The 22190-nt window shown below is 67.7% G+C and carries 21 protein-coding genes; 15 read left to right on the top strand and 6 right to left on the bottom strand.

Translation table 11 applies throughout. The annotated features are described in order from the left end of the window. Nucleotides 1–45 precede the first annotated feature (45 nt). Nucleotides 46–717, top strand: a complete 672-nt coding sequence (nucS, locus tag AU185_RS23175) for an endonuclease NucS (RefSeq protein WP_059102078.1) — start codon at nucleotides 46–48, stop codon at nucleotides 715–717. Further along, complete coding sequence (locus AU185_RS24895) at nucleotides 717–1001, top strand: Rv1322 family protein (protein WP_082684045.1); 285 nt, start codon at nucleotides 717–719, stop codon at nucleotides 999–1001. The genes nucS and AU185_RS24895 overlap by 1 nt, the downstream gene beginning before the upstream one ends. Here the strand turns inward: AU185_RS24895 and mce are convergent. Further along, the gene (gene mce, locus AU185_RS23170) at nucleotides 998–1477 is read right to left on the bottom strand and encodes a methylmalonyl-CoA epimerase (RefSeq protein ID WP_059157013.1); all 480 of its coding nucleotides are present in this window, start codon (nucleotides 1475–1477) and stop codon (nucleotides 998–1000) included. The genes AU185_RS24895 and mce overlap by 4 nt on opposite strands. 83 nt (nucleotides 1478–1560) lie before the next feature. Here mce and AU185_RS23165 point away from each other — a divergent pair, with 83 nt between their 5' ends. From AU185_RS23165 to AU185_RS23155, 3 genes are read left to right on the top strand one after another with little or no spacing between them, the layout of a single operon-like run. Continuing rightward, complete coding sequence (locus tag AU185_RS23165; protein WP_059102076.1) at nucleotides 1561–2742, top strand: acetyl-CoA C-acetyltransferase; 1182 nt, start codon at nucleotides 1561–1563, stop codon at nucleotides 2740–2742. A gap of 43 nt (nucleotides 2743–2785) precedes the next feature. After that, a complete protein-coding gene (locus AU185_RS23160) occupies nucleotides 2786–3169 on the top strand; it encodes a DUF3817 domain-containing protein (RefSeq protein ID WP_059102075.1) in 384 nt (127 codons plus the stop codon). Between the two features lie 13 nt (nucleotides 3170–3182). Further along, nucleotides 3183–4076 carry a tetratricopeptide repeat protein gene (locus AU185_RS23155; protein ID WP_197413463.1) on the top strand — a complete coding sequence of 298 codons (894 nt, stop codon included), beginning with the start codon at nucleotides 3183–3185 and terminating at the stop codon, nucleotides 4074–4076. Between the two features lie 79 nt (nucleotides 4077–4155). On the opposite strand, the gene glgB is transcribed toward AU185_RS23155, so the two are convergent. After that, nucleotides 4156–6369 carry a 1,4-alpha-glucan branching protein GlgB gene (gene glgB / locus AU185_RS23150; RefSeq protein ID WP_059102073.1) on the bottom strand — a complete coding sequence of 738 codons (2214 nt, stop codon included), beginning with the start codon at nucleotides 6367–6369 and terminating at the stop codon, nucleotides 4156–4158. A 4-nt stretch (nucleotides 6370–6373) separates the two neighbouring features. Next, nucleotides 6374–8461, bottom strand: coding sequence for an alpha-1,4-glucan--maltose-1-phosphate maltosyltransferase (locus AU185_RS23145; RefSeq protein WP_059102072.1), 2088 nt, complete (start codon nucleotides 8459–8461; stop codon nucleotides 6374–6376). A gap of 195 nt (nucleotides 8462–8656) precedes the next feature. Here AU185_RS23145 and AU185_RS23140 point away from each other — a divergent pair, with 195 nt between their 5' ends. The 3 genes from AU185_RS23140 to AU185_RS23130 all read left to right on the top strand — a co-directional run bounded on the left by AU185_RS23140 (nucleotide 8657) and on the right by AU185_RS23130 (nucleotide 12983). Further along, complete coding sequence (locus AU185_RS23140; protein WP_059102071.1) at nucleotides 8657–11281, top strand: glycosyltransferase family 1 protein; 2625 nt, start codon at nucleotides 8657–8659, stop codon at nucleotides 11279–11281. Then, nucleotides 11278–12141 carry a Vgb family protein gene (locus tag AU185_RS23135; protein WP_059102070.1) on the top strand — a complete coding sequence of 288 codons (864 nt, stop codon included), beginning with the start codon at nucleotides 11278–11280 and terminating at the stop codon, nucleotides 12139–12141. The genes AU185_RS23140 and AU185_RS23135 overlap by 4 nt, the downstream gene beginning before the upstream one ends. A 152-nt stretch (nucleotides 12142–12293) precedes the next feature. Further along, nucleotides 12294–12983 carry an MspA family porin gene (locus AU185_RS23130; RefSeq protein ID WP_231740455.1) on the top strand — a complete coding sequence of 230 codons (690 nt, stop codon included), beginning with the start codon at nucleotides 12294–12296 and terminating at the stop codon, nucleotides 12981–12983. A gap of 21 nt (nucleotides 12984–13004) precedes the next feature. Here the strand turns inward: AU185_RS23130 and AU185_RS23125 are convergent, their stop codons facing one another. The 3 genes from AU185_RS23125 to AU185_RS23115 all read right to left on the bottom strand — a co-directional run bounded on the left by AU185_RS23125 (nucleotide 13005) and on the right by AU185_RS23115 (nucleotide 17741). Further along, on the bottom strand, nucleotides 13005–14444 hold the full coding sequence (locus AU185_RS23125; RefSeq protein WP_059102068.1) for a neutral zinc metallopeptidase: 1440 nt from the start codon (nucleotides 14442–14444) through the stop codon (nucleotides 13005–13007). A 69-nt stretch (nucleotides 14445–14513) separates the two neighbouring features. Next, nucleotides 14514–16466 (bottom strand): ATP-dependent DNA helicase, encoded by a 1953-nt coding sequence (locus AU185_RS23120; protein ID WP_059102067.1) that lies wholly within the window; start codon nucleotides 16464–16466, stop codon nucleotides 14514–14516. Nucleotides 16467–16484: 18 nt separating this feature from the next. Beyond that, nucleotides 16485–17741 (bottom strand): nicotinate phosphoribosyltransferase, encoded by a 1257-nt coding sequence (locus AU185_RS23115; RefSeq protein WP_231740457.1) that lies wholly within the window; start codon nucleotides 17739–17741, stop codon nucleotides 16485–16487. A 102-nt stretch (nucleotides 17742–17843) separates the two neighbouring features. On the opposite strand from AU185_RS23115, the gene clpS reads away from it, so the two are divergent. Genes clpS through AU185_RS23080 form a run of 7 tightly spaced genes read left to right on the top strand, consistent with a single transcriptional unit; the run spans nucleotide 17844 to nucleotide 22189 of the window. After that, nucleotides 17844–18158, top strand: a complete 315-nt coding sequence (gene clpS, locus AU185_RS23110) for an ATP-dependent Clp protease adapter ClpS (protein ID WP_059102066.1) — start codon at nucleotides 17844–17846, stop codon at nucleotides 18156–18158. Between the two features lie 7 nt (nucleotides 18159–18165). Next, nucleotides 18166–18750: an oxidative stress transcriptional regulator AosR gene (gene aosR / locus AU185_RS23105; RefSeq protein WP_059102065.1), complete on the top strand. Its 585-nt coding sequence runs from the start codon at nucleotides 18166–18168 to the stop codon at nucleotides 18748–18750. Next, nucleotides 18747–19766, top strand: coding sequence for a P1 family peptidase (locus AU185_RS23100; RefSeq protein WP_059102064.1), 1020 nt, complete (start codon nucleotides 18747–18749; stop codon nucleotides 19764–19766). The genes aosR and AU185_RS23100 overlap by 4 nt, the downstream gene beginning before the upstream one ends. Before the next feature lie 44 nt (nucleotides 19767–19810). Beyond that, nucleotides 19811–20269 carry a M67 family metallopeptidase gene (locus AU185_RS23095; RefSeq protein WP_286143338.1) on the top strand — a complete coding sequence of 153 codons (459 nt, stop codon included), beginning with the start codon at nucleotides 19811–19813 and terminating at the stop codon, nucleotides 20267–20269. After that, entirely contained in the window at nucleotides 20266–20550 is a 285-nt protein-coding gene (locus tag AU185_RS23090) for a MoaD/ThiS family protein (RefSeq protein WP_059102062.1), read from the top strand. Before AU185_RS23095 ends, AU185_RS23090 begins: the two co-directional genes overlap by 4 nt. Then, nucleotides 20550–21512, top strand: coding sequence for a cysteine synthase (locus AU185_RS23085; RefSeq protein ID WP_059102061.1), 963 nt, complete (start codon nucleotides 20550–20552; stop codon nucleotides 21510–21512). Before AU185_RS23090 ends, AU185_RS23085 begins: the two co-directional genes overlap by 1 nt. Further along, nucleotides 21503–22189 (top strand): rhomboid family intramembrane serine protease, encoded by a 687-nt coding sequence (locus AU185_RS23080; protein WP_059102060.1) that lies wholly within the window; start codon nucleotides 21503–21505, stop codon nucleotides 22187–22189. Before AU185_RS23085 ends, AU185_RS23080 begins: the two co-directional genes overlap by 10 nt. The last annotated feature ends 1 nt before the right edge of the window (nucleotide 22190 follow it).

The raw sequence follows: 22190 nt of genomic DNA, 5'->3' as shown, positions 1-22190 counted from the left end.
TGTGGCTAGAGCCTAATTCGCCGAACCGGCGCCTAAGGTGGTCGGGTGCGTCTCGTGATCGCCCAATGCACTGTCGACTACGTCGGACGTCTGACCGCACATCTGCCTTCGGCGCGGCGACTGCTGCTGGTCAAGGCGGACGGTTCGGTGAGCGTGCACGCCGACGACCGCGCCTACAAACCGTTGAACTGGATGAGTCCGCCGTGCCGGCTCACCGAGGACAGCACCGGGCCTGTCCCCGTCTGGGTGGTCGAGAACAAGGCCGGTGAACAGCTGCGGATCACCGTCGAGGAAATCGAACACGACTCCAGCCACGAGCTCGGCGTCGATCCGGGTCTGGTGAAGGACGGCGTCGAAGCGCATCTTCAGGAGTTGTTGGCCGAGCATGTCGAGCTGCTGGGCGCGGGGTACACGCTGGTGCGACGCGAGTACATGACCGCGATCGGCCCCGTGGACCTGCTGTGCCGCGACGGGAACGGCGGATCGGTCGCCGTGGAGATCAAGCGCCGCGGCGAGATCGACGGCGTCGAGCAGCTCACCCGCTACCTCGAGCTGCTCAACCGCGACAGCCTGCTGGCCCCGGTGACGGGCGTCTTCGCGGCCCAGCAGATCAAGCCGCAGGCCCGCACGCTGGCCACCGACCGCGGCATCCGCTGTGTGACGTTGGACTACGACAAGATGCGCGGCATGGACAGCGACGAGTTCCGGCTGTTCTGATGGCTCGCAAGCGCCGCCCGCAGCGTCCGCCGCCCCTGCCTGCGCCGCGACGCCTGGAAACCGGACCGGACGGTTACGAGTACGAGGTCCGGCCGATCGCGGCGGCGCGTGCCGTCAAGACATACCGCTGTCCCGGCTGTGACCACGAGATCCGGCCCGGGACAGCACATTTGGTGGTGTTCCCCGCCGATATGGGGGAGCGGTCCGTCGACGACCGTAGACACTGGCACACGGCGTGCTGGACGCACCGGGCCACGCGTAGCCCGACCCGCAAATGGTCCTAGTGGTCCTGCCCGTCGGCGGCCGGCTCTACGAGCTCGATGAGGACGCCGCCGGAATCCTTCGGGTGGATGAAGTTGATCCGCGAGTTCGCGGTGCCGCTCCGCGGCGCGTCGTACAGCAGCCGCACGCCCTCGTCGCGCAGACGCTCGCTGAGCGCGTCGATGTCGCTGGTGCGGTACGCCAACTGCTGAAGACCGGGACCGCGCTTGTCGATGAACTTCGCGATTGTCGAGGTCTCGTCCAGCGGGGCCATCAGCTGGACCTGAGCGCTACCGACCGGAGCGCCACGCACCGAGAGCATGGCCTCGCGCACGCCTTGATCCTCGTTGACCTCCTCGTGCAGCACGATCATCCCGAGGTGGTCGTGGTACCACTTGATCGCGACGTCCAGATCCGGCACCGCGATCCCCACGTGATCGATCGCCGTCACGAGTGCGCTCGCGAGCGCTGGACGTGCGTCTACGTGTTCAGTGGTCATAACGTAACGGTAACCTTGAGACAGATGTTTGCGGAATGTGTCATGGACCACATATCGATATACCCAGTTTCCGGAGGTAGTAAATGACGACATCGGTGATCGTTGCTGGAGCGCGCACTCCGGTCGGCAAGCTGATGGGCTCGCTGAAGGACTTCTCGGGCAGCGATCTCGGGGCCGTCGCGATCAAGGGCGCCCTGGAGAAGGCCAATGTTCCCGCCTCAGCGGTCGAGTACGTGATCATGGGCCAGGTCCTCACCGCCGGCGCCGGGCAGATGCCCGCCAGGCAGGCCGCGGTGGCCGCCGGAATTGGCTGGTACGTGCCCGCACTGACCATCAACAAGATGTGCCTGTCGGGAATCGACGCCATCGCTCTCGCCGACCAACTGATCCGCGCCGGCGAGTTCGATGTCGTCGTCGCCGGCGGGCAGGAGTCGATGACCCAGGCACCGCACCTGCTGATGAACAGCCGGTCGGGCTACAAGTACGGCGATGTCACCGTGCTCGACCACATGGCCTACGACGGCCTGCACGACGTGTTCACCGATCAGCCGATGGGCGCGCTCACCGAACAGCGCAACGAGGTCGATCAGTTCAGCCGTGCCGAACAGGACGAGTTCGCCGCCCGGTCGCACCAGAAGGCCGCCGCGGCCTGGAAAGACGGCGTCTACGCCGATGAGGTGGTGCCGGTGCAGATCCCGCAGCGCAAGGGCGATCCGCTGGAGTTCAACGAGGACGAAGGCATCCGCGCCAACACCACCGCCGAGTCGCTCTCCGGTCTCAAACCGGCATTCCGCAAGGACGGCACCATCACCGCCGGGTCGGCATCTCAGATTTCCGACGGCGCCTGCGCGGTGGTCGTGATGAACAAGGCCAAGGCCGAGGAACTGGGGCTGAGCTGGTTGGCGGAGATCGGCGCCCACGGCGTGGTCGCCGGCCCGGACTCCACCCTGCAGTCGCAGCCGGCCAACGCCATCAGGAAAGCCGTTGCCCGCGAGGGGATTTCGCTCGACCAGCTGGACGTGATCGAGATCAACGAGGCGTTCTCCGCGGTCGCGTTGGCCTCGACGAAGGAGCTGGGGGTCGACCCGGAGAAGGTCAACGTCAATGGCGGTGCGATCGCGATCGGGCATCCGATCGGCATGTCGGGCGCCCGGATCACGCTGCACGCCGCCCTCGAGCTGGCCCGGCGCGGGTCCGGCTACGCCGTGGCCGCGCTGTGTGGCGCGGGCGGCCAGGGCGACGCGCTGATCCTGCGCGCGCCGTAGCCTCTACGACGGCGTGTAGTAAACATTCCGGTTTTCGTGCACAATAGCGGCCATGACTGGCGCTTTCGATCTTCGGTCCGTTGCCGGATGGTTCCGGCTCGTCGCCTTGCTGGAGGCGTTGAGCTGGGTTGGTCTGCTGACCGGCATGTACTTCAAGTACGTCGGCACGCCGCGCACCGAGGTCGGCGTGCAGGTGTTCGGCATGGCGCACGGGCTGATCTTCGTCGGCTTCGTCGCGGTGGGCCTGCTGGCCGGGATCACCGTCAAGTGGGCGCCCGGCACGTGGTTGCTGGCGATACTGGCGAGCATCGTGCCCCTGGCGAGTGTGATCTTCGTCATCTGGGCGGATCGCACCGGTCGGATGGGCGTCGTGCCCGCTGCCGCGAGCATGTCGCAACCGGGGCGGTCGATCCCGGAAACGACGTGACAAACTTGAACGCGTGAGTCGTCCACGCCCTTCCATCGCGGCCTCCATGGCCGGTGCGGTTGATCTGTCCGCCCTCAAGCAGCGGCCCTCGACGAACGACGGTGGCTCGTCGGCGCCGGCCGGTGGAGTGGAGATCACCGAAGCCAATCTCGAAGATGAGGTGCTGGTCCGGTCGAGCCAGGTTCCGGTCGTCGTCCTGCTTTGGTCACCGCGCAGCGATGCCAGTGTCCAACTGGGTGATTCGCTTGCCGAACTGGCCACCGCCGACGGTGGCAAGTGGTCGCTGGCGACCGTCAACGTCGACGTCGTACCGAGGGTGGCGCAGATGTTCGGGGTGCAGGCGATCCCGACGGTGGTCGCACTGGCCGCTGGACAACCGCTGTCCAGCTTCCAGGGCAGGCAGCCGCCAGAACAGCTGCGCCGGTGGATCGACTCGCTGTTGAACGCCGTCGCGGGCAAGCTGCCCGGCAGCGGTGAGCCGGGGGAAGCCGAGGAGGTCGACCCCGCGGTCGCGCAAGCCCGGGCGTCTCTGGACGCCGGTGACTTCGACGCCGCGCGCACGGCGTATCAGGCGATTCTGGACGGCAATCCCAATCACGCCGAGGCCAAGGGCGCCGTGCGTCAGATCGACTTCCTGCAGCGCGCGAGTTCCCGGGACCCCGGTGTGATCGCCGCCGCCGACGCGGCACCCGACGACATCGATGCGGCGTTCGCCGCGGCCGACGTCGAGGTGCTGCAACAGAACGTCGCAGCCGCCTTCGACCGGCTCATCGGCCTGGTCAAGCGGACCTCCGGCGACGACCGCACCACGGTGCGCACGCGGTTGATCGAGCTGTTCGACCTGTTCGACCCGGCCGACCCCGAGGTCATCGCCGGCCGCCGCAAGCTGGCCAACGCGCTGTACTGACTCGCGGAGTGCGCCGAGACTGCGGGGAGATCGCGATTTCGGCTGAATCCGCGATCTGTGAGCAGTTTCGGGGTCAGAACTAGGCGGGTTCGTATTCGAACCACAGGGCCGCGAGCGGGGGTAGCACCATGACGGCCGACGCGGGCCGGCCGTGCCAGGGCTCGTCGGTCGCCTCGACGGCACCGTAGTTACCGATGCCCGACCCGTTGTAGATGTCGGCGTCGGTGTTGAGCACTTCGCGCCAGGTGCCGGCGTACGGCAGGCCGAGCCGGTAGCGGGTGTGTTCGGTGCCGGCGAAGTTGAACACACACGCCAGCACGGAGCCGTCGTCGCCGTAGCGCAAGAAGCTCAGCACGTTGTTGGCCGAGTCGTTGGCGTCGATCCAGGAGTAGCCCTCCGGTCGGGTGTCCTGCGCCCACAGGGCCCGTCGGCTGCGGTAGATGCCGTTGATGTCCTGCACCATGCGTTGGATGCCGGTCGAGAACCCGTTCTCGTCGAGCTGGTACCAGTCCACGCCGCGTTCCTCGGACCATTCGGCGCGTTGGCCGAACTCCTGGCCCATGAACAACAGCTGCTTGCCCGGATGCGCCCACTGATAGGCCAACAGGCTGCGCAACCCGGCCGCCTTGTTGTGGTCGTTGCCCGGCATCCGGCCCCACAACGTGCCCTTGCCGTGCACCACCTCGTCGTGGCTGATCGGCAGCACATAGTTCTCGCTGAACGCATAGAGCATCGAGAACGTGATCTCGTGGTGGTGGTAGCTGCGGTGGATCGGATCGCGCTTGATGAACTCCAGGGTGTCGTTCATCCAGCCCATATTCCACTTCATCGAAAACCCCAGGCCGCCAAGGTTGGTCGGTCTGGTGACGCCGGGCCATGAGGTGGACTCCTCGGCAATCGTCACGATTCCGGGCGCGGCCTTGTGCACGGTCGCGTTCATCTCCTGAAGGAACTGCACGGCTTCGAGGTTCTCGCGGCCGCCGTATATGTTCGGCGTCCACCCGCCCTCGGGCCGCGAGTAGTCCAGGTAGAGCATCGAGGCGACCGCGTCGACCCGCAGCCCGTCGATGTGGAATTCCTGCAACCAGTACAGCGCGTTGGCCACCAGGAAGTTGCGTACCTCGCTGCGGCCGAAGTCGAATACGTAGGTGCCCCAGTCCAACTGCTCGCCGCGGCGCGGATCGGAGTGCTCGTAGAGGGCGGTGCCGTCGAAGCGGCCGAGAGCCCAGGCGTCCTTGGGGAAGTGGGCCGGCACCCAGTCCATGATCACACCGATGCCGGCCTGGTGCAGCGTGTCGACGAGGTGGCGGAACTCGTCGGGCGTACCCAGCCGGGACGTCGGCGCATAATACGACGTCACCTGGTAGCCCCAGGAACCGCCGAAGGGATGCTCGGCGACCGGCATCAATTCGACGTGGGTGAACCCGTTCTCCACGACGTACTGGGTGAGCTGCGCAGCGAGGTCGCGATAGTTCAGGCCGGGCCGCCATGACATCAGATGCACTTCGAGGGTGCTCATCGGCTCGAACACCGGGTTCTGGTTGGTGCGCTTGGCCATCCAGTCCTGGTCCTGCCAGGTGTATTCGCTCAGGGTCACCTTCGACGCCGTCTTCGGCGGCACCTCGGTGGCGAAGGCCATCGGGTCGGCGCGGTCGCTGACCGACCCGTCGGCACCGTGGATGCGGAACTTGTACAGCCCGTCGATATGGAAACCCGGCCAGAACACCTCCCACACACCGGTCGAGCCGAGCACGCGCAGCTGTGCTTCGTTGCCGTCCCAGTGGTTGAACTCGCCGATCAGGGTGACGCCCTTGGCATTCGGCGCCCACACCGCGAACGAGACACCGTCAACGACACCGTCGGGCGTGCTGTAGCGGCGGGGATGCGCGCCGAGGATCTCCCACAGCCGCTCGTGGCGGCCCTCGGCGAACAGGTGCAGATCCATCTCCCCGAGCGTGGGCAGAAACCGGTAGGCGTCGGCCACCGTGTGTACCTGGGTCGAGCCGCTGCCGGCGGGGTAGTGCACCTCGAGCCGGTAGTCGGCCAGTCCGGTGAACGGCAGCGCCACCGCGAACAATCCGGATTCGATGTGCTGGAACACATACCGCTCAGCACCGACGAGCGCCACGACCTCCACCGCATGCGGGCGGTAGGCCCGGATCACGGTGTGGTCGTCGTACTCATGGGCGCCCAGCACCGAGTGCGGGTCGTGGTGTTCACCGGCAAGCAACCGGTTCAGGTCGGCGGTGTGCGGCCGCAGATGTGGGCTGCTCGCCTGTTTGGTCTGCGTCATGTCGTCACTCCCTACGCAGTAGGTTGAGTCGTTGGTCGGTGGGCACCTGCGGCATGTTCAAGATGTGCGCTACCGCACGTACCGGGTCGAGGCGCACGTAATTCGCCTGCCCCCATTGATATTCGTCGCCGGTGACCTCGTCGCGCACCCAGAAGCGGTCGTAGGGCTCCATCCCGAGCGCGGGCATGTCGAGCCACAGCGTGGCCTCCTCGGGCCCGAACGGGTTGAGGGTGACCACCACCAGCACCTGGTCGCCGGTCGCCGGATCGAACTTGCTGTAGGCCAGTAGCGCGTCGTTGTCGACGTGATGGAACGTGATGGTGCGCAACTGGTGCAGCGCAGGATGCAGCCTGCGAATCTCGTTGAGCCGAGCGATGAACGGTTCCAGTGATTCGCCGTCGGCCAGTGCGGCGTCGAAGTCGCGGGGGCGCAGTTCATACTTCTCGGAGTTGAGGTACTCCTCGCTGCCCTCTCGTACCGGGCGGTGTTCGTAGAGTTCGTAGCCCGAGTACACGCCCCACGCCGAACTCATCGTCGATGCCAACACGGCGCGGATCGCGAACATGCCGGGACCGCCGCGCTGGAGGCTCTCGTGCAGGATGTCGGGCGTGTTCACGAACAGGTTCGGGCACGCATAGTCGGCGTGTTCGGCGATCTGCTCGCCGAACTCGATGAGCTCCCACTTCGCCGTGCGCCAGGTGAAGTACGAATACGACTGCGTGAAGCCGAGTTTGGCCAACCCGTACAGGCGCGCCGGGCGGGTGAACGCCTCGGAGAGGAACACCACGTCCGAGTGCTCGTTCTTCACCTTCCCGATCAGCCATGCCCAGAAGTTCGGCGGTTTGGTGTGCGGGTTGTCTACCCGGAAAACCTTGACGCCGTGCGAGATCCAGTGCCGAACCACCCGCAGCACCTCCTCATAGAGGCCGGCCGGGTCGTCGTCGAAGTTCAGCGGATAGATGTCTTGGTACTTCTTCGGCGGGTTCTCCGCATAGGCGATGGTGCCGTCGGGCAGCACGGTGAACCATTCCGGATGGGCCTTGGCCCACGGGTGGTCGGGAGCGCATTGCAACGCGAGGTCGAGCGCCACCTCCATGCCTTCGTCGCGAGCCGCGGCGACGAAGTCGTCGAAGTCGGCGACGGTGCCCAGCTCCGGATGGACAGCGTCGTGACCGCCCTCGTCGCTGCCGATCGCCCAGGGTGAGCCGACGTCGTTGGGCGCGGCGGTCACGCTGTTGTTGCGGCCCTTGCGGTGAACCTTGCCGATCGGGTGGATCGGCGGCAGGTAGACCACGTCGAAGCCCATCCGCGCGATGCGGGGCAGCGCCTTGGTGGCGGTCGCAAAGGTGCCGTGGATCGGGTTGCCCTTGCGGTCCCAGCCGCCGGTGGAGCGGGGAAAGAACTCGTACCACGCGCTGAACCGTGCTTCCGGGCGGTCCACCCAGATCCCGCACTGCTCGCCGCGGGTGAGTAACTCGCGCAACGGATATTCGTCCAGCAGCGCGGTGACCTCCGGTGCCAGCGCTGCGCCGGCGCGGCTGAACGGGTCGCCGGGTTGTCGCAGCTGCGCCGCCGCGTCGATGAGCGGATAGCGGTGCTGACGCGGCACCCCGGTCGAGGCGCGTTCCAGCAGTCGCGCGCCGATCAGCAGATCGTTGGACAGTTCCGACTCACTTTGACCCGCATCGAGCTTGGCGGTCACGTTCTTGCGCCAGGTGGCCACCGGATCGCCCCAGCCGTCGACCCGGAAGGTCCACAGCCCGGTGCAGTCCGGGGTGAACGCACCGTGGAATACGTCGGGCGTTCTGCCCACCGACATCGGCAGGTGCTTGGGCCTCTTGCGCGGTGTGGCGCCGAGGACCGCCTCGATGGGCACCGCCTCGGTGGACTGTGCCAGCCCGGGAGGGTCGTCGGCGAGCTGAGGGTATGCCGAGCCGTGGTAGCGCACCACCAGTGTGGCCGCCACCGCGTCGTGGCCTTCTCGCCAGACCGTCGCAGCGATCGGGATGATCTCGCCGACGACCGCCTTGGCCGGATAGCGTCCACCGGAGACAACAGGCTGGACGTCATCGATCTCGATACGACCGGCCACCTACCAACTCCTCACACCCACGCGGCCCGGTGGGGCCGCTGTGTCGTCTGGTCAACTCACAGTCAACTTCAATAAGCCTCGTCGCGCCCTATACCCACGCTAGTGCGCAGCCCAACCCAAAGCGGACCAAGCAGTCGGAACGCCAGGCCTGCGGGACGCCGGATTGTCAGTAAGGTTGTGTCGCGTGATAGCCCGATGAAAGCGCTGAGAAGGTTCACCGTCCGCGCACATCTGCCCGACCGGCTGGCCGCGCTGGAACGGCTTTCGATCAACCTGCGCTGGTCCTGGGATCGGCCGACGCAGGATCTGTTCGAGTCGATGGATCCCGAGCTGTGGAAGCAGGTGGGCTGCGATCCGGTGGGCCTGTTGGGCCAGATCAGCCCCGGGCGACTGGACGAACTGGCGGTCGACGAGGCGTTCCTGAACCGCCTCGACGGGTTGGCCGCCGATCTCGACGACTACCTGAGCCGGCCGCTCTGGTACCAGCAGGCGATCGAAGACGGCGCGCAACTGCCCAACGGCATCGCGTACTTCTCGATGGAGTTCGGGGTGGCCGAGTCGCTACCGAACTATTCGGGCGGACTCGGCATCCTCGCGGGCGACCACCTGAAGGCGGCATCCGATCTCGGCCTACCGCTAATCGCGGTCGGACTGCTGTACCGGTCGGGCTATTTCCGGCAGTCGCTGACCGCCGACGGCTGGCAGCACGAGAGCTATCCGGCCCTGGATCCGCAGGGCCTTCCGCTTCGCCTGCTCACCGACCGGGACGGCCGACCGGTCCTGCTCTCTGTGGCGATGCCGAGCGAAAACCGCTATGACAACCAACTGCGGGCCCGGGTATGGATCGCACAGGTGGGTCGAATTCCCTTGCTGCTGTTGGATTCCGACGTTCCTGAGAACGACCACGACCTGCGCGGCGTGACTGACCGACTCTACGGCGGCGACCAGGAGCACCGGATCAAGCAAGAGATCCTGGCCGGCATCGGCGGGGTCCGGGCGATCCGGGCGTTCATCGAGTTGGAGGGTAGGCCCTCGCCGGAGGTGTTCCACATGAACGAGGGACACGCGGGCTTCCTCGGTGTCGAGCGAATCCGTGAACTCATCGACGCCGGGCTCGACTTCGACACCGCGCTGACGGTGGTGCGCTCGTCGACGGTGTTCACCACGCACACTCCGGTGCCCGCGGGCATCGACCGGTTCCCGGTCGAGATGGTCCGCCGCTACTTCGGTGGGTCTTCCGATGGACCTTCGGGCGCGATGTCACGGCTGCTGCCCGGTGTCCCGCTCGACCGCATCGTCGCGTTCGGCGAAGAGGACGACCCGGACAAGTTCAACATGGCGCACATGGGGCTGCGCCTGGCGCAGCGCGCCAACGGTGTCTCGCTGTTGCACGGCAACGTCAGCCGGCACATGTTCAACGAGCTGTGGCCCGGCTTCGACCCCGACGAGGTGCCGATCGGATCCATCACCAACGGTGTGCACGCTCCGACGTGGGCGGCGCCGCAATGGCTGGAACTCGCCACCGAGCTGCTCGACAGCGAGGATCTGAGCCGCGCGCGAGAACCCGCGGTGTGGGAGCGGCTGCAGCAGGTCGACACCGGTCATCTGTGGTGGATCCGGTCGCAGCTGCGCGAGCAACTCGTCCAGGACGTGCGCGCGAGACTACGCCGCTCCTTTCTGGAACGAGGGGCGGCGGAGGCCGAATTGGGTTGGATCGCAAACGCATTCGACCCCGGCGTGCTGACGATCGGCTTCGCCCGTCGGGTCCCGACCTACAAACGCCTGACGCTGATGCTGCGTGACCCCGAGCGGTTGGAGCGACTGCTGCTCAACGAGGAGCGGCCCGTCCAACTGATTGTCGCGGGCAAGTCCCATCCCGCCGACGACGGGGGCAAGGCGCTGATCCAGCAGGTGGTGAAGTTCGCCGACCGGCCCGAGGTGCGGCACCGGATCGCATTCCTGCCCGACTACGACATGTCGATGGCGCGCCAGCTGTACTGGGGCTGCGATGTGTGGCTGAACAACCCGCTGCGGCCGCTGGAGGCCTGCGGCACGTCCGGCATGAAAAGTGCGCTCAACGGCGGGCTGAACCTGTCGATCCGCGATGGGTGGTGGGACGAGTGGTACGACGGCGAGAACGGCTGGGAGATCCCGACGGCCGACGGCCTCGCCGACGAGAACCGGCGCGACGACCTCGAGGCGGCCGCACTGTACGACCTGCTCGAGACCTCGGTGGCGCCGAAGTTCTACGACCGTGACGAGCGCGGCATCCCCACCCGGTGGGTGGAGATGGTGCGGCACACGCTGATCGTGCTCGGGCCGAAGCTGCTGGCATCGCGGATGGTCCGCGACTACACCGAGAAGTACTACGCGCCCGCGGCCCAGTCGCTGCGCAGAACCGTCGAACCCGGTGCGGACGGTGAGCCGTTCGGCGCCGCGCGGGAGCTGGCCGGCTTCCGGCTGCGCGCGCAGGAATCGTGGCCGAAGATCCAGATCACCGACGTCGACAGCTACGGCTTGCCCGACACCCCGCTGCTGGGCTCGGAGCTCACGCTGACCGCCAAGGTCCATCTGGCGGGCCTGCGGCCCGACGAGGTCGTGGTGCAGGCCGTCCTCGGCCGCGTCGACGCCGGCGACCAGCTCGTCGACCCGGTGACGGTACCGATGGCGCACACCGCAACCGCCGACGGCGGCAACGAGGTGTTCTCCGCGACGGCGCCGCTGCCCGTCGCCGGTCCCGTCGGTTACACCGTGCGGGTGTTGCCGCACCACCCGCTGCTGGCCGGCGACAACGAACTCGGCCTCGTCACCCTCGCGTGACGGCGCCACGACGAGCGGACGCGCTCGAGGTCGCCGTCGACGGCGGACCCTACGCGCTCGCCGCGGGCCCGGACGGGGCGCTGTGGGTGACGCTGGTGCACGCCGGCGCTATCGCGCGGGTGACCGACGCCGGTGACGTCACCGTCTATCCCGTCGCGCAGGGGTGTCGGCCCACGATCATCGCCGCGGGCCCCGACGGCGCGATGTGGTTCACCCGCTACGGCGACGACCGCATCGGTCGCATCACCATGGCGGGAGAGGTGAGTGCATTCGAGCTGGCCGAGGGCAGCGCCCCCTACGGCATCACGACCGGTCCTGACGGCGGGCTGTGGTTCACGGCGCTGACTTCCGGTGAGATCGGCCGGATTTCGGTCACCGGCGAGATCTCCGCCGGGTACCCGATCGGCGGTGCGCCGTCGATGATCGCCACCGGGCCCGACAACGCGCTGTGGTTCACGCTGAACCAGGCCAGCGCGGTCGGCCGGCTGACGCTCTCCGGTGAGCTCACGGTGCGCGAAACCCCCACGGCCGCATCGGGTCCGGTCGGGATCGCCGCAACACACGACGACGCGGTGTGGTTCACCGAGATCCTCGCCGAGCGGCTGGGGCGCATCCCGCGCGACGATGCCATCCAGGAGATCGCGCTTCCCGGCAAGCCGCACGGCGTGCTCGCCGATCCGGACGACGGGGTGTGGGTGACGCTGTGGGGGTCGAGCCAACTCGCCCGGGTCAGCGGCGACGGGGAGATTGTCACCATCGACCTTCCGCCGGGCAGTGAACCGCACGGGCTGGCGGTCGACGCCAACGGCTGCGTCTGGGTGGCACTGGAAGCGGGTTACGTCTTGCGGATGCCGTCCTGATACGTCCCTGACGTCTTGCTGCCCGGTCCGCCGGAACGATTCTTCGGGCATTTGTCCGCAGCCGGCAGTCCTCGCGGTAGGTTCCGAAGCGTTCCTAACGATCGGGAGGGCGGGCAGTGACGGTTGGGATTGTGCTACGAAGCGGCATCACAGTGATCGCCATCGTGGGTCTGTTGGGCAATCTGGGCGCTGCCGTGGCCGCGGCCAATCCGGAGGTTGAACCCATCGCCGCCGAGGCCGCGCCCCCGCCGGGGGAAGGTGCGGTCGAGTCGACACCGCCGGCGGTGACGGAAGGCCCCGATGGCTGGCGTCTGGAGATGAGTGCCGAGAAGGAGACCCAAGCCCCGATCCCCCCGCTGACGACCGCACTGTCGTCACGTGAATACGTCGTCGGCGGCACTTACAAAGGACGGCTGAGCGGGCCTGGGGGCGGCGAGGAGCCGGAGGGCACCCTCGAGGTCGGCTACGAAATCGGCTGTGGCATCGACATGAGCACCTCCAACGGTGTCTCGTTGACGGGCACCGCCGGCATCAACCCGTCCATCGGACTCCTGGGACTCACCATCGTCGGAGGGGGAGAGGACTTCGGAATTCTGCCCAGCCTGGGCGGCAACGTCGGCGGCGGCATCACCGTCGGCCTCAAACCGGGCCTGGTCAACGTGGTCCCGGTGACGAAGAAGAAGTTCACCGGCGCCGAGCCGTGGGTAATGGTGAGCGGCTTCCGGGTCAAGATCGACGGCTGCGTCGGAGAGTCGTTCATCCGCTCCTATGCGTACCTCACCCACTCGACGGAGCAGTCGGAGGCGATCGTCGCTTGGTACGGCGTGACCAAGAAAATCTGAGCAGAGCCGAGAAGGTCCGCGTCAGTCGAATCGCTTGAAGCAGCGCTCGGTGTCGCCGAGCACCCCGACCCGGAACGCGTCGATGCGGGAGAAGCCCGACGGCACCGACTCGCCGTTGACGTCGCTGGCCACCAGGCCGTTGACGAGGATGCCCGACACCGCTTCGTCGACGTCGCCCGCGGTCAGCGCCACGGTGTTGCCGTCGGGGGTCTGCACACTCTTCGACAACTTGGTGGTGGCGACGCCGGTCAGGCACGCCGTGCGCAGCGCTGCCTCGGCGTCGTCCAGTCCGACGCCGCCGTGCTCGTTCTGGATCGCCTGCATGTAGCGCGACACCAGCACCGAGTAGGCGGTGTTGTCGCCGGTGGCCAGGCCGATCGGATCCTCAACGTCGGGCGGTGCGCCGATCCGCGCCAGCTCATCGAGATCGACGGCGATGGTGTTCGTGGCGGGACAGTAGGACACCGGCGGGCTGGGTCGCGCGTCCGGGCACTCGGCGGGGCCGAAGGTCAGCTCGGGTGGTGCGGCGGGTTCGAACAGGATGTCCATCGCGTCGACGACCGCGCGCACCGATTCCTCGGAGACGGCCCACTCGCCGGTTTCGTTCTCGTCCAAAAGAACCGGCAGATCGCCTCGGCGCTGGCCGATTTCGCGCATATCGATCGCTGCGCAGGCCGCCGCGCCGTCGGTGAATCCGAACTGGAAGGCCGAAACACGTTCGAACGCCGAGCCGTGTTCGTCGACGCCCGCTTCGGGGTCGTTCTCGCTCAACAGCGGATCGCGGAACGCGACGACGGCCGCCAGCACGTTGTTGAGCCCGTCACCGGTCGACAGTGTGAAGCGCGTCGACTCGTCCTCGGCGACCCAGCGCATGTACGCCCCGGCAAGGCAGTCGGCTTGTTGTTCGGAGACCAGCGTCGGGGTGTCCTCGCCGACCAGGCCCGCCTGCTTCTGCACTGAGTGGCCGTACTCGTGGGCGAGCACCATCGTGACGCCCATGTCGCCGTACGCCTGTCGCAGGCCCGGCAGAAGCTCACCGCGATCCCAGCCGATCGTGTTGTCGGTCTGGCAGAAGCCGGCATTGACCAATCCGTAGGTGTCGGTGTCGCAGAACCCAGTCTCGTCGAATCCGTTGGCGTCCCAGGAGTACACCTGGTCGACCGGCTTGAACCTGCCGTCGAAGGCGTCGCCGTAGGCACCTTCCCAGAACTCTTCGATGTCGCTGATCGCTTGGCGGGCGAGTTCGTCGATATCGCTTCCGTCGGTGCCGCGCACCTCACGCACGGGGTCCTGCGCGTCGGGCCGCAGACCGGTGGGGCCGTCCGTCGCCGGCATCCCGGCGACGCGGAACGGATCGGCGAACACCGAGACCGGTTGGCCTTGCAGCATGCTGGTGCACGCGGTCGCCAGCGAAGCCGCGCCCACCGCGATCGCGACGGCGATCCGGTGTCGTCGACTCATGGACGCCGCCTTTCGGATCGACTGGCGGCCACGCGGCGCGCACTGAACCGTTGCCAGGATAGAAAACAATCAAACGGTGCGGAGACGTTCGAGCGCCTCGCGCACGCGGGTGGAGTCGGTGGTGGCCCAGAACGGCGGCAGCGACGCCCGCAGGTAGCCGCCGTAGCGGGCGGTGGCCATCCGGGAGTCCAGCACGGCGACAACGCCGCGGTCGTCGACGGTGCGCAGCAATCTGCCCGCGCCCTGCGCCAGCAGCAACGCCGCGTGGCTGGCGGCCACGGCCATGAAGCCGTTGCCGCCGCGTGCGGCCACCGCCCGCTGCCGGGCGGTGAGCAGTGGGTCGTCGGGGCGCGGGAACGGAATCCGGTCGATCAGCACCAGCGACAGGGATGGGCCGGGCACGTCGACGCCCTGCCACAGCGAAAGCGTGCCGAACAACGAACTCTCGGGATCGTCGGCGAACCGTTTGACCAGTGCCGACGTGGTGTCCTCGCCCTGGCACAGCACCGGGGTGTCCAGGCGTTCGCGCATGATCTCGGCCGCGGCTTTGGCCGCCCGCATCGAGGAGAACAAGCCCAGCGTGCGGCCGCCCGCGGCGGTGATCAGCGCCGCGATCTCGTCGAGTTGTTCAGCCGACCCGGTGCCGTCGCGCCCGGGCGGGGGCAGATGCGCAGCGACGTAGAGGATGCCCGACTTCGCATGCTCGAACGGGGACCCGACGTCGATACCCTGCCATCTAGTGTCTTCGGCCGTCAGTCCCCATGCGGCCGCCATCGCGTCGAATGTGCCGCCGATGCTCAGCGTCGCCGACGTCAGCACCGTCGTCGAATGCTCAAAGAGCCTGGTGCGCAACAACCCTGACACCGCCAGGGGCGCCACCCGCAGGATCGTGCGCACCGTTCCGCGCGTCTCTTCGCGTTCGATCCACACCACGTCCGTGCGGTCTGCGATGGCGGGCCCGAACGAATCGAGGATGCGCGAGGCGGTGTCGCCGATATCCGTCAACGCGGTGACGGCCTCGGCGCGCGCGGACGCCGCCTTGGGGTCACTCGGCGCGGTGTCGATCGCCGACCGGACCCGATGCGCGGCGTCGCGCACCGCGGTCAGATAGGTCGCCAGTTCGTCGTCGAGCACATCGATGCGGCCCGGTTCGGTGTCGTGGATCGCCGACGACAGCGTCGCGGTCGCGGCCTCCAGCCGGTGTGCCAGTTCCTCGTCGACCAGGCGCGCGGCGCGGCGGTGGGCGGCGCCGAGCGACGTGGCCGACAACTCGCCGGTGGCCACCGAGGTCACCCGGTCGACCAACTCGTGCGCCTCGTCGACGACCAGCAGGTGGTGTTCGGGCAGCACCGCGGCATCGGAGATCGCGTCGATCGCCAGCAGTGCGTGGTTGGTGACGACGACATCCGCTCGGCCGGCTTTCTCCCGCGCCTTCTCCGCGAAGCAGTCGGTTCCGAACGGGCACCGTGCCACGCCGATGCACTCGCGCGCCGACACGCTGACCTGCGACCAGGACCGGTCCGGCACTCCGGGGGTCAACTCATCGCGATCACCGGTGTCGGTGTCCGACGACCAGGCGATGAGCCGCTGCACGTCGCGACCCAGCGCGCTGGCCGCGACCGGTTCGAACAACTCCTCCTGTGGGCGCTCCTCCGATTCCGCAGCCCCGTTGTGAATCTTGTTCAGGCACAGGTAGTTTCCGCGGCCTTTCAACAGCGCGAACTCGGGCGTGCGGGGCAGCACGCCGCTCAGCGACTCGGCCAGTCGGGGCAGGTCACGGTCGACGAGTTGGCGTTGCAGCGCGATGGTGGCCGTGGACACCACGACGGGTTCGTCGGTCTCGACGGCGCGCGAGATCGCAGGAACCAGGTAGGCCAGCGACTTACCGGTGCCCGTTCCGGCCTGCACCGCGAGATGCTCACCGGTGTCGAACGCGCGCGCAACGGCCCGGGTCATCTCGATCTGGCCGGCGCGCTCGCGACCGCCCAGCGCGGTGACCGCCGTGGCCAGGAGTTCGGTGATGTCCGACGTGGCTGCTCCTTACGCCCCGGGAGGGATCAACCGGGTCGGGATCGCCGGCTCGCCGCGGGAGAGCTTCAGCCCGTCCCACGGCAGGCTCGTCAAACCGTCGGCGACCCGCTGACGGGCCGCGTCGAAGGGCAGCTCGTCGACCGGTTCACCGCGCTGGATCAGCGGAACCGTCAACGCTCGCGCGGTGAGGCGGTCGTGGTCCGAGGGCGCGCGGCCGTCGGGGTACACGACTTCCTCGACGATCGTGCCGGTCGGCTTGGCAAGCCGCAGCGCCTGCTTGCGACCTCCGTGAGACTGCTTGTGGCTGCTGCGCTTTTCCACCGGGATGCCATCCACCTCGGCCAGCTTGTAGACCATGCCGGCGGTCGGGGCGCCGGAACCGGTGACGAGAGAAGTGCCCACGCCGTAGGTGTCGACCGGTTCGGCGCGCAACGAGGCGATCGAGAACTCGTCGAGGTCGCCGGACACCACGATCTGGGTTCCGGTGGCGCCGAGGCTGTCGAGTTGAGCGCGGACCTGGCGTGCGAGCACCCCGAGGTCGCCGGAGTCGATGCGCACCGCCCCGAGCCCGGGACCGGCGACCTCGACGGCCGTCGCCACCCCCGCGGTGATGTCGTAGGTGTCGACGAGCAGCGTGGTGCCTACGCCCAGCGCGTCGACCTGCGCCCGGAACGCCGCCCGCTCGTCGGGACCGTCGTGGGTGGTGTGCAGCAGCGTGAAGGCGTGCGCACTGGTGCCCAGCGCCGGGACCCCATAATCGAGTTGCGCCTGCAGGTTCGACGACCCGGCAAAGCCGGCCAGGTACGCGGCGCGGGCGGCGGCGACGGCGGCCCGTTCGTGTGTGCGCCGCGAACCCATCTCGATCAGCGGTCGGCCCTGGGCGGCACTGACCATCCGGGCGGCGGCCGACGCGATCGCGGTGTCGTGGTTGAAGATCGACAACGCCAGCGTCTCCAGTACGACACATTCGCCGAAGGTGCCGTGCACCGAGAGCACAGGCGAACCGGGGAAGTACAGCTCACCTTCGGCGTATCCGTCGACATCGCCGCGGAATCGATAGTCGGCGAGATAGGCAAGCGTCTGCGAGTCGAGGAAGTCGAGGGCAGACAGCGTCGCATCGTCGAATCTGAAGTGCGCCAAAGCATCCACGAATCGCGCGGTGCCGGCGACCACGCCGTAGCGGCGCCCTTCGGGGAGGCGGCGCGCGAAGAGTTCGAAGCTGGTTCGCCGGTGTGCGGTGCCGTCACGCAGCGCGGCCGCGAGCATCGTCAGCTCGTATTTGTCGGTGAGCAGGGCCGGGGATGCGGCGGTCACACCGCCACCGTAGTAGCTCGAAGCGACGGTTCTGCGTTGGCTATCCTGAACCACATGGTTACGCCGGCGAAGGCTCGACCGAAAACTCGCAAGGAGCGGGACGTCAAGTCCGTCGCGGAGGAAGACGCGGCCACCGACACCCCGTGGGTGACCATCGTGTGGGACGACCCGGTGAACCTGATGACGTACGTGACTTATGTCTTCCAGAAGCTGTTCGGCTACCCCGAGCCGCACGCGACCAAGCTGATGCTGCAGGTGCACAACGAGGGCAAGGCCGTGGTTTCGGCGGGCAGTCGCGAGTCGATGGAGGTCGACGTGTCCAAGCTGCACGCAGCCGGGTTGTGGGCGACCATGCAGCAGGACCGCTGACAGACACGTGCGTAAGTGGAAGCGGGTGGAGACCGCCGGCGGCGCGCGCTTCCGGTCGGCCGTGGCGCCGCATGAGGCCGCACTGTTGCGGAGCCTCGCCACCTCGCTGATGGGCATGCTCGATGAACGCGAATCCTCCGCGCCCGCAGACGAACTCGAGGCGATCACCGGTATGCGCACCGGCAACTCGACACCGCCCGACGACGACACGATGAAGCGGCTGCTGCCGGACTTCTACCGACCGCAGAGCGAGCACCCGGCCGGCTCCAGCGCGGCCGAGAGCCTCAACAGCGCGCTGCGCAGCCTGCACGAGCCGGCCATCATCGACGCGAAACGCCAAGCCGCGCAGACAGTTCTGGACACCATGCCGCGCGAGGGCGGCAAGTTCGAGTTGTCCGAGGACGACGCGCACGCCTGGGCCGCCACGGTCAACGACATGCGGCTGGCGCTGGGCACCATGCTGGGCATCTCGCCGGACGGTCCCGACGACCTGCCGCACGACCATCCGATGGCCGGACACCTCGACGTCTACCAGTGGCTCACCGTGCTGCAGGAGTACCTGGTGCTCGCGCTGATGGGCAAGTCCCGATGAGCTCGATCACCGACGTCGCCGGTATCCGGGTGGGCCAGCATCATCGACTCGACCCGGATGTGACGTTGGGTTCAGGTTGGGCCAGTGGCACCACCGTCGTGCTGACCCCGCCGGGGACCGTCGGCGCCGTCGACGGCAGGGGCGGGGCGCCGGGCACCCGCGAGACCGACCTGCTCGACCCGATCAACTCCGTGCAGCACGTCGACGCCGTGGTGTTGTCCGGCGGCAGCGCGTACGGCCTGGCCGCCGCGGACGGGGTGATGCACTGGCTCGAGGAGCAGGGCCGCGGCGTCGCGCTGGAGGGCGGCGTCGTGCCGATCGTGCCCGCCGCGGTGGTCTACGACCTGCCGGTCGGAGGCTGGCAGTGCCGGCCGACTGCGGAGTTCGGTTACGCCGCCGCCGAGAGCGCCGGAGCCGAGTTGGCGATCGGCACGGTGGGTGCGGGCACGGGCGCGCGGGTGGGTGTGCTCAAGGGCGGCGTGGGCACGGCCTCGATGACGCTCGACTGCGGCGCGACGGTCGGGGCGTTGGTGGTGGTCAACGCCGCGGGCGACGCGGTCGATCCGGCGACGGGCCTGCCGTGGCTGGCCTACCAAATCGAGGAGTTCGGGTTGGTGCCGCCGCCCGCCGACCAGATCGCCGCCTACGCCGACCGGCATGTCGAGTACAGCCCGCTCAACACCACCATCGCCGTCGTCGCCACCGACGCCGTGCTGAGCCCCGCAGGCTGTCGACGGGTCGCCGTCGCCGCGCATGACGGGCTGGCGCGCACCATCCGGCCGTGCCACACCCCACTGGACGGCGACACGGTGTTCGCGCTGGCCACGGGTGCCGTGGAGGTCCCACCCGACCCGACGACGCCGGCGTCGATGTCGCCGGAGGTCCCGCTGATCACCCAGGTCGGGGCCGCCGCCGCGGATTGTCTGGCCCGCGCGGTGATGGTCGGGGTGCTGGCCGCGGAATCGGTGGCCGGAATACCCACGTACCGGGACCTGTTGCCGGGAGCATTCGAGTAATCGCGAAACAGCATTCCAGCAGGCGTTTACTCGATATTTCGCTGCTGGAATACAGTTTCGGGCAGAAAGGGGTAGTTGTGCTGGTGATTCGGGCCGATTTGGTCGACGCCATGGTCGCCCACGCCCGGGCCGACCATCCCGACGAGGCCTGCGGCGTGATCGCCGGGCCGGAGGGCTCGGACCGTCCGGAGCGCTTCATCGCGATGGTCAATGCCGAGCGTTCGCCGACGTTCTACCGGTTCGACTCCGGTGAACAGCTGAAGGTGTGGCGGGCCTTAGAGGACGCAGGCGAGGCCCCCGTGATCATCTATCACTCGCACACCGCCACCGAGGCGTATCCCAGCCGCACCGACATCGCCTACGCGTCCGAACCGGATGCCCACTACGTGCTGGTGTCGACCCGCGACCCCGAGGAACACGAGGTGCGGAGCTACCGCATCGTCGACGGCGTCGTCACCGAGGAACCCGTCAAAATCGTCGAGCAGTACGAGGAGCAATCATGACTGTGAACGTGTCGATCCCGACCATCCTGCGTCCCCACACCGGCGGCGAGAAGCGCGTCACCGCGAACGGTGACACGTTGGCCGCGGTGATCGGCGATCTGGAGGCCAACTACTCCGGCATCTCGGAACGACTCATGGACAACGGCAAGCTGAACCGGTTCGTCAACATCTACGTCAACGACGAGGACGTGCGGTTCTCCGGCGGGCTGGACACCACGATCGCCGATGGCGACTCGGTCACCATCTTGCCCGCGGTGGCAGGAGGGTCAGTGGGCGTCTGATGACGCGTTACGACTCGCTGCTCGAAGCGCTGGGCAACACGCCGTTGGTGGGCCTGCGCCGAGTCTCGCCGCGCTGGGACGACGAGCCGCACGTGCGGTTGTGGGCCAAGCTCGAGGACCGCAATCCCACCGGCTCCATCAAGGACCGCCCGGCGTTGCGGATGATCGAGGAGGCCGAACGCCAGGGCCTGCTGCAGCCCGGCGCGACGATCCTGGAGCCGACGAGCGGCAACACCGGCATCTCGCTCGCGATGGCCGCGTTGCTCAAGGGCTATCAGATGATCTGCGTGATGCCGGAGAACACGTCGATCGAACGCCGCCAGCTACTCGAACTGTACGGCGCGCGGATCATCTATTCGCCTGCCGAAGGTGGCTCGAACACCGCGGTCGCGCAGGCGAAAGAGCTTGCGCAGCAGAACCCTTCGTGGGTGATGCTCTACCAGTACGGCAACGAGGCCAACTCGCTGTCGCACTACGAGGGCACCGGACCGGAGTTGCTCGCCGACCTGCCCGAGATCACCCACTTCGTCGCGGGCCTCGGCACCACCGGCACCTTGATGGGCACCGGTCGGTATCTGCGCGAGCACAAGCCGGATGTGAAGATCGTCGCCGCCGAACCGCGGTACGGCGAGGGCGTCTACGCGTTGCGCAACATCGACGAGGGGTTCATCCCCGAGTTGTACGACCCGGACGTGCTGACGACGCGGTACTCGGTCGGCTCATACGACGCGATTCGGCGCACCCGCGATCTGGTCCAGGTGGAAGGGATCTTCGCAGGCATCTCCACCGGTGCGGTACTGCATGCCGCGCTGGGCATGGCGGCCAAGGCGGTCAAGGCGAAAGAGCAGGCCGACATCGCGTTCGTCGTCGCCGACGCGGGGTGGAAGTATCTGTCGACCGGTGCTTACGCCGGTAGCCTGGATGACGCCGAAGACGCGTTGGAAGGTCAGCTATGGGCTTGAGCGGTCCGGGATACCCGGCCACGCCATCGCAGCCGAAGAAGCGGCCCGCGTGGATGGTCGGTGGCCTGACCGTGCTCAGCTTCGTCGTGCTGCTGTGGGTCATCGAGTTGTTCGACTCGCTGTCCGACCACCGCCTGGACGACAACGGGATTCGGCCGCTGGAGAGCGACGGGTTGCTGGGAATCCTGTTCGCGCCGCTGCTGCACTCGAACTGGGATCACCTGATCGCCAACACCGTTCCGGCGCTGGTGCTCGGTTTCCTGATGACGCTGGCGGGCATGTCACGGTTCATCTTCGCCACGGCCATCGTGTGGATCCTCGGAGGCCTCGGCACCTGGTTGATCGGCAACGTCGGCGCGCACTGTCCCTACGTCGGAGTGCGGTGCGAGGCCAACCACATCGGCGCTTCGGGCCTGATCTTCGGTTGGCTGGCGTTTCTGATCGTGTTCGGATTCTTCACGCGTAAGGCGTGGGAGATCGTTGTCGGCGTGATCGTGCTGCTGGTCTACGGCAGCGTCCTGCTCGGTGTGCTGCCCGGTACGCCGGGGGTGTCGTGGCAGGGTCACCTGAGCGGGGCGGTGGCGGGCGTCGTGGCGGCGTATCTGTTGTCCGGACCGGAACGCAAGGCACGCGAACGACGCAGGAGCGCGGCGTCGAACCCGTACCTGACGACGTGAA

Origin of the sequence: Mycobacterium sp. GA-0227b (assembly GCF_001499855.1) — a bacterium.
Lineage (GTDB): Bacteria > Actinomycetota > Actinomycetes > Mycobacteriales > Mycobacteriaceae > Mycobacterium.
Note: the sequence above shows the minus strand (reverse complement) of the source record. Positions and strands in the feature narration are given on the sequence as shown.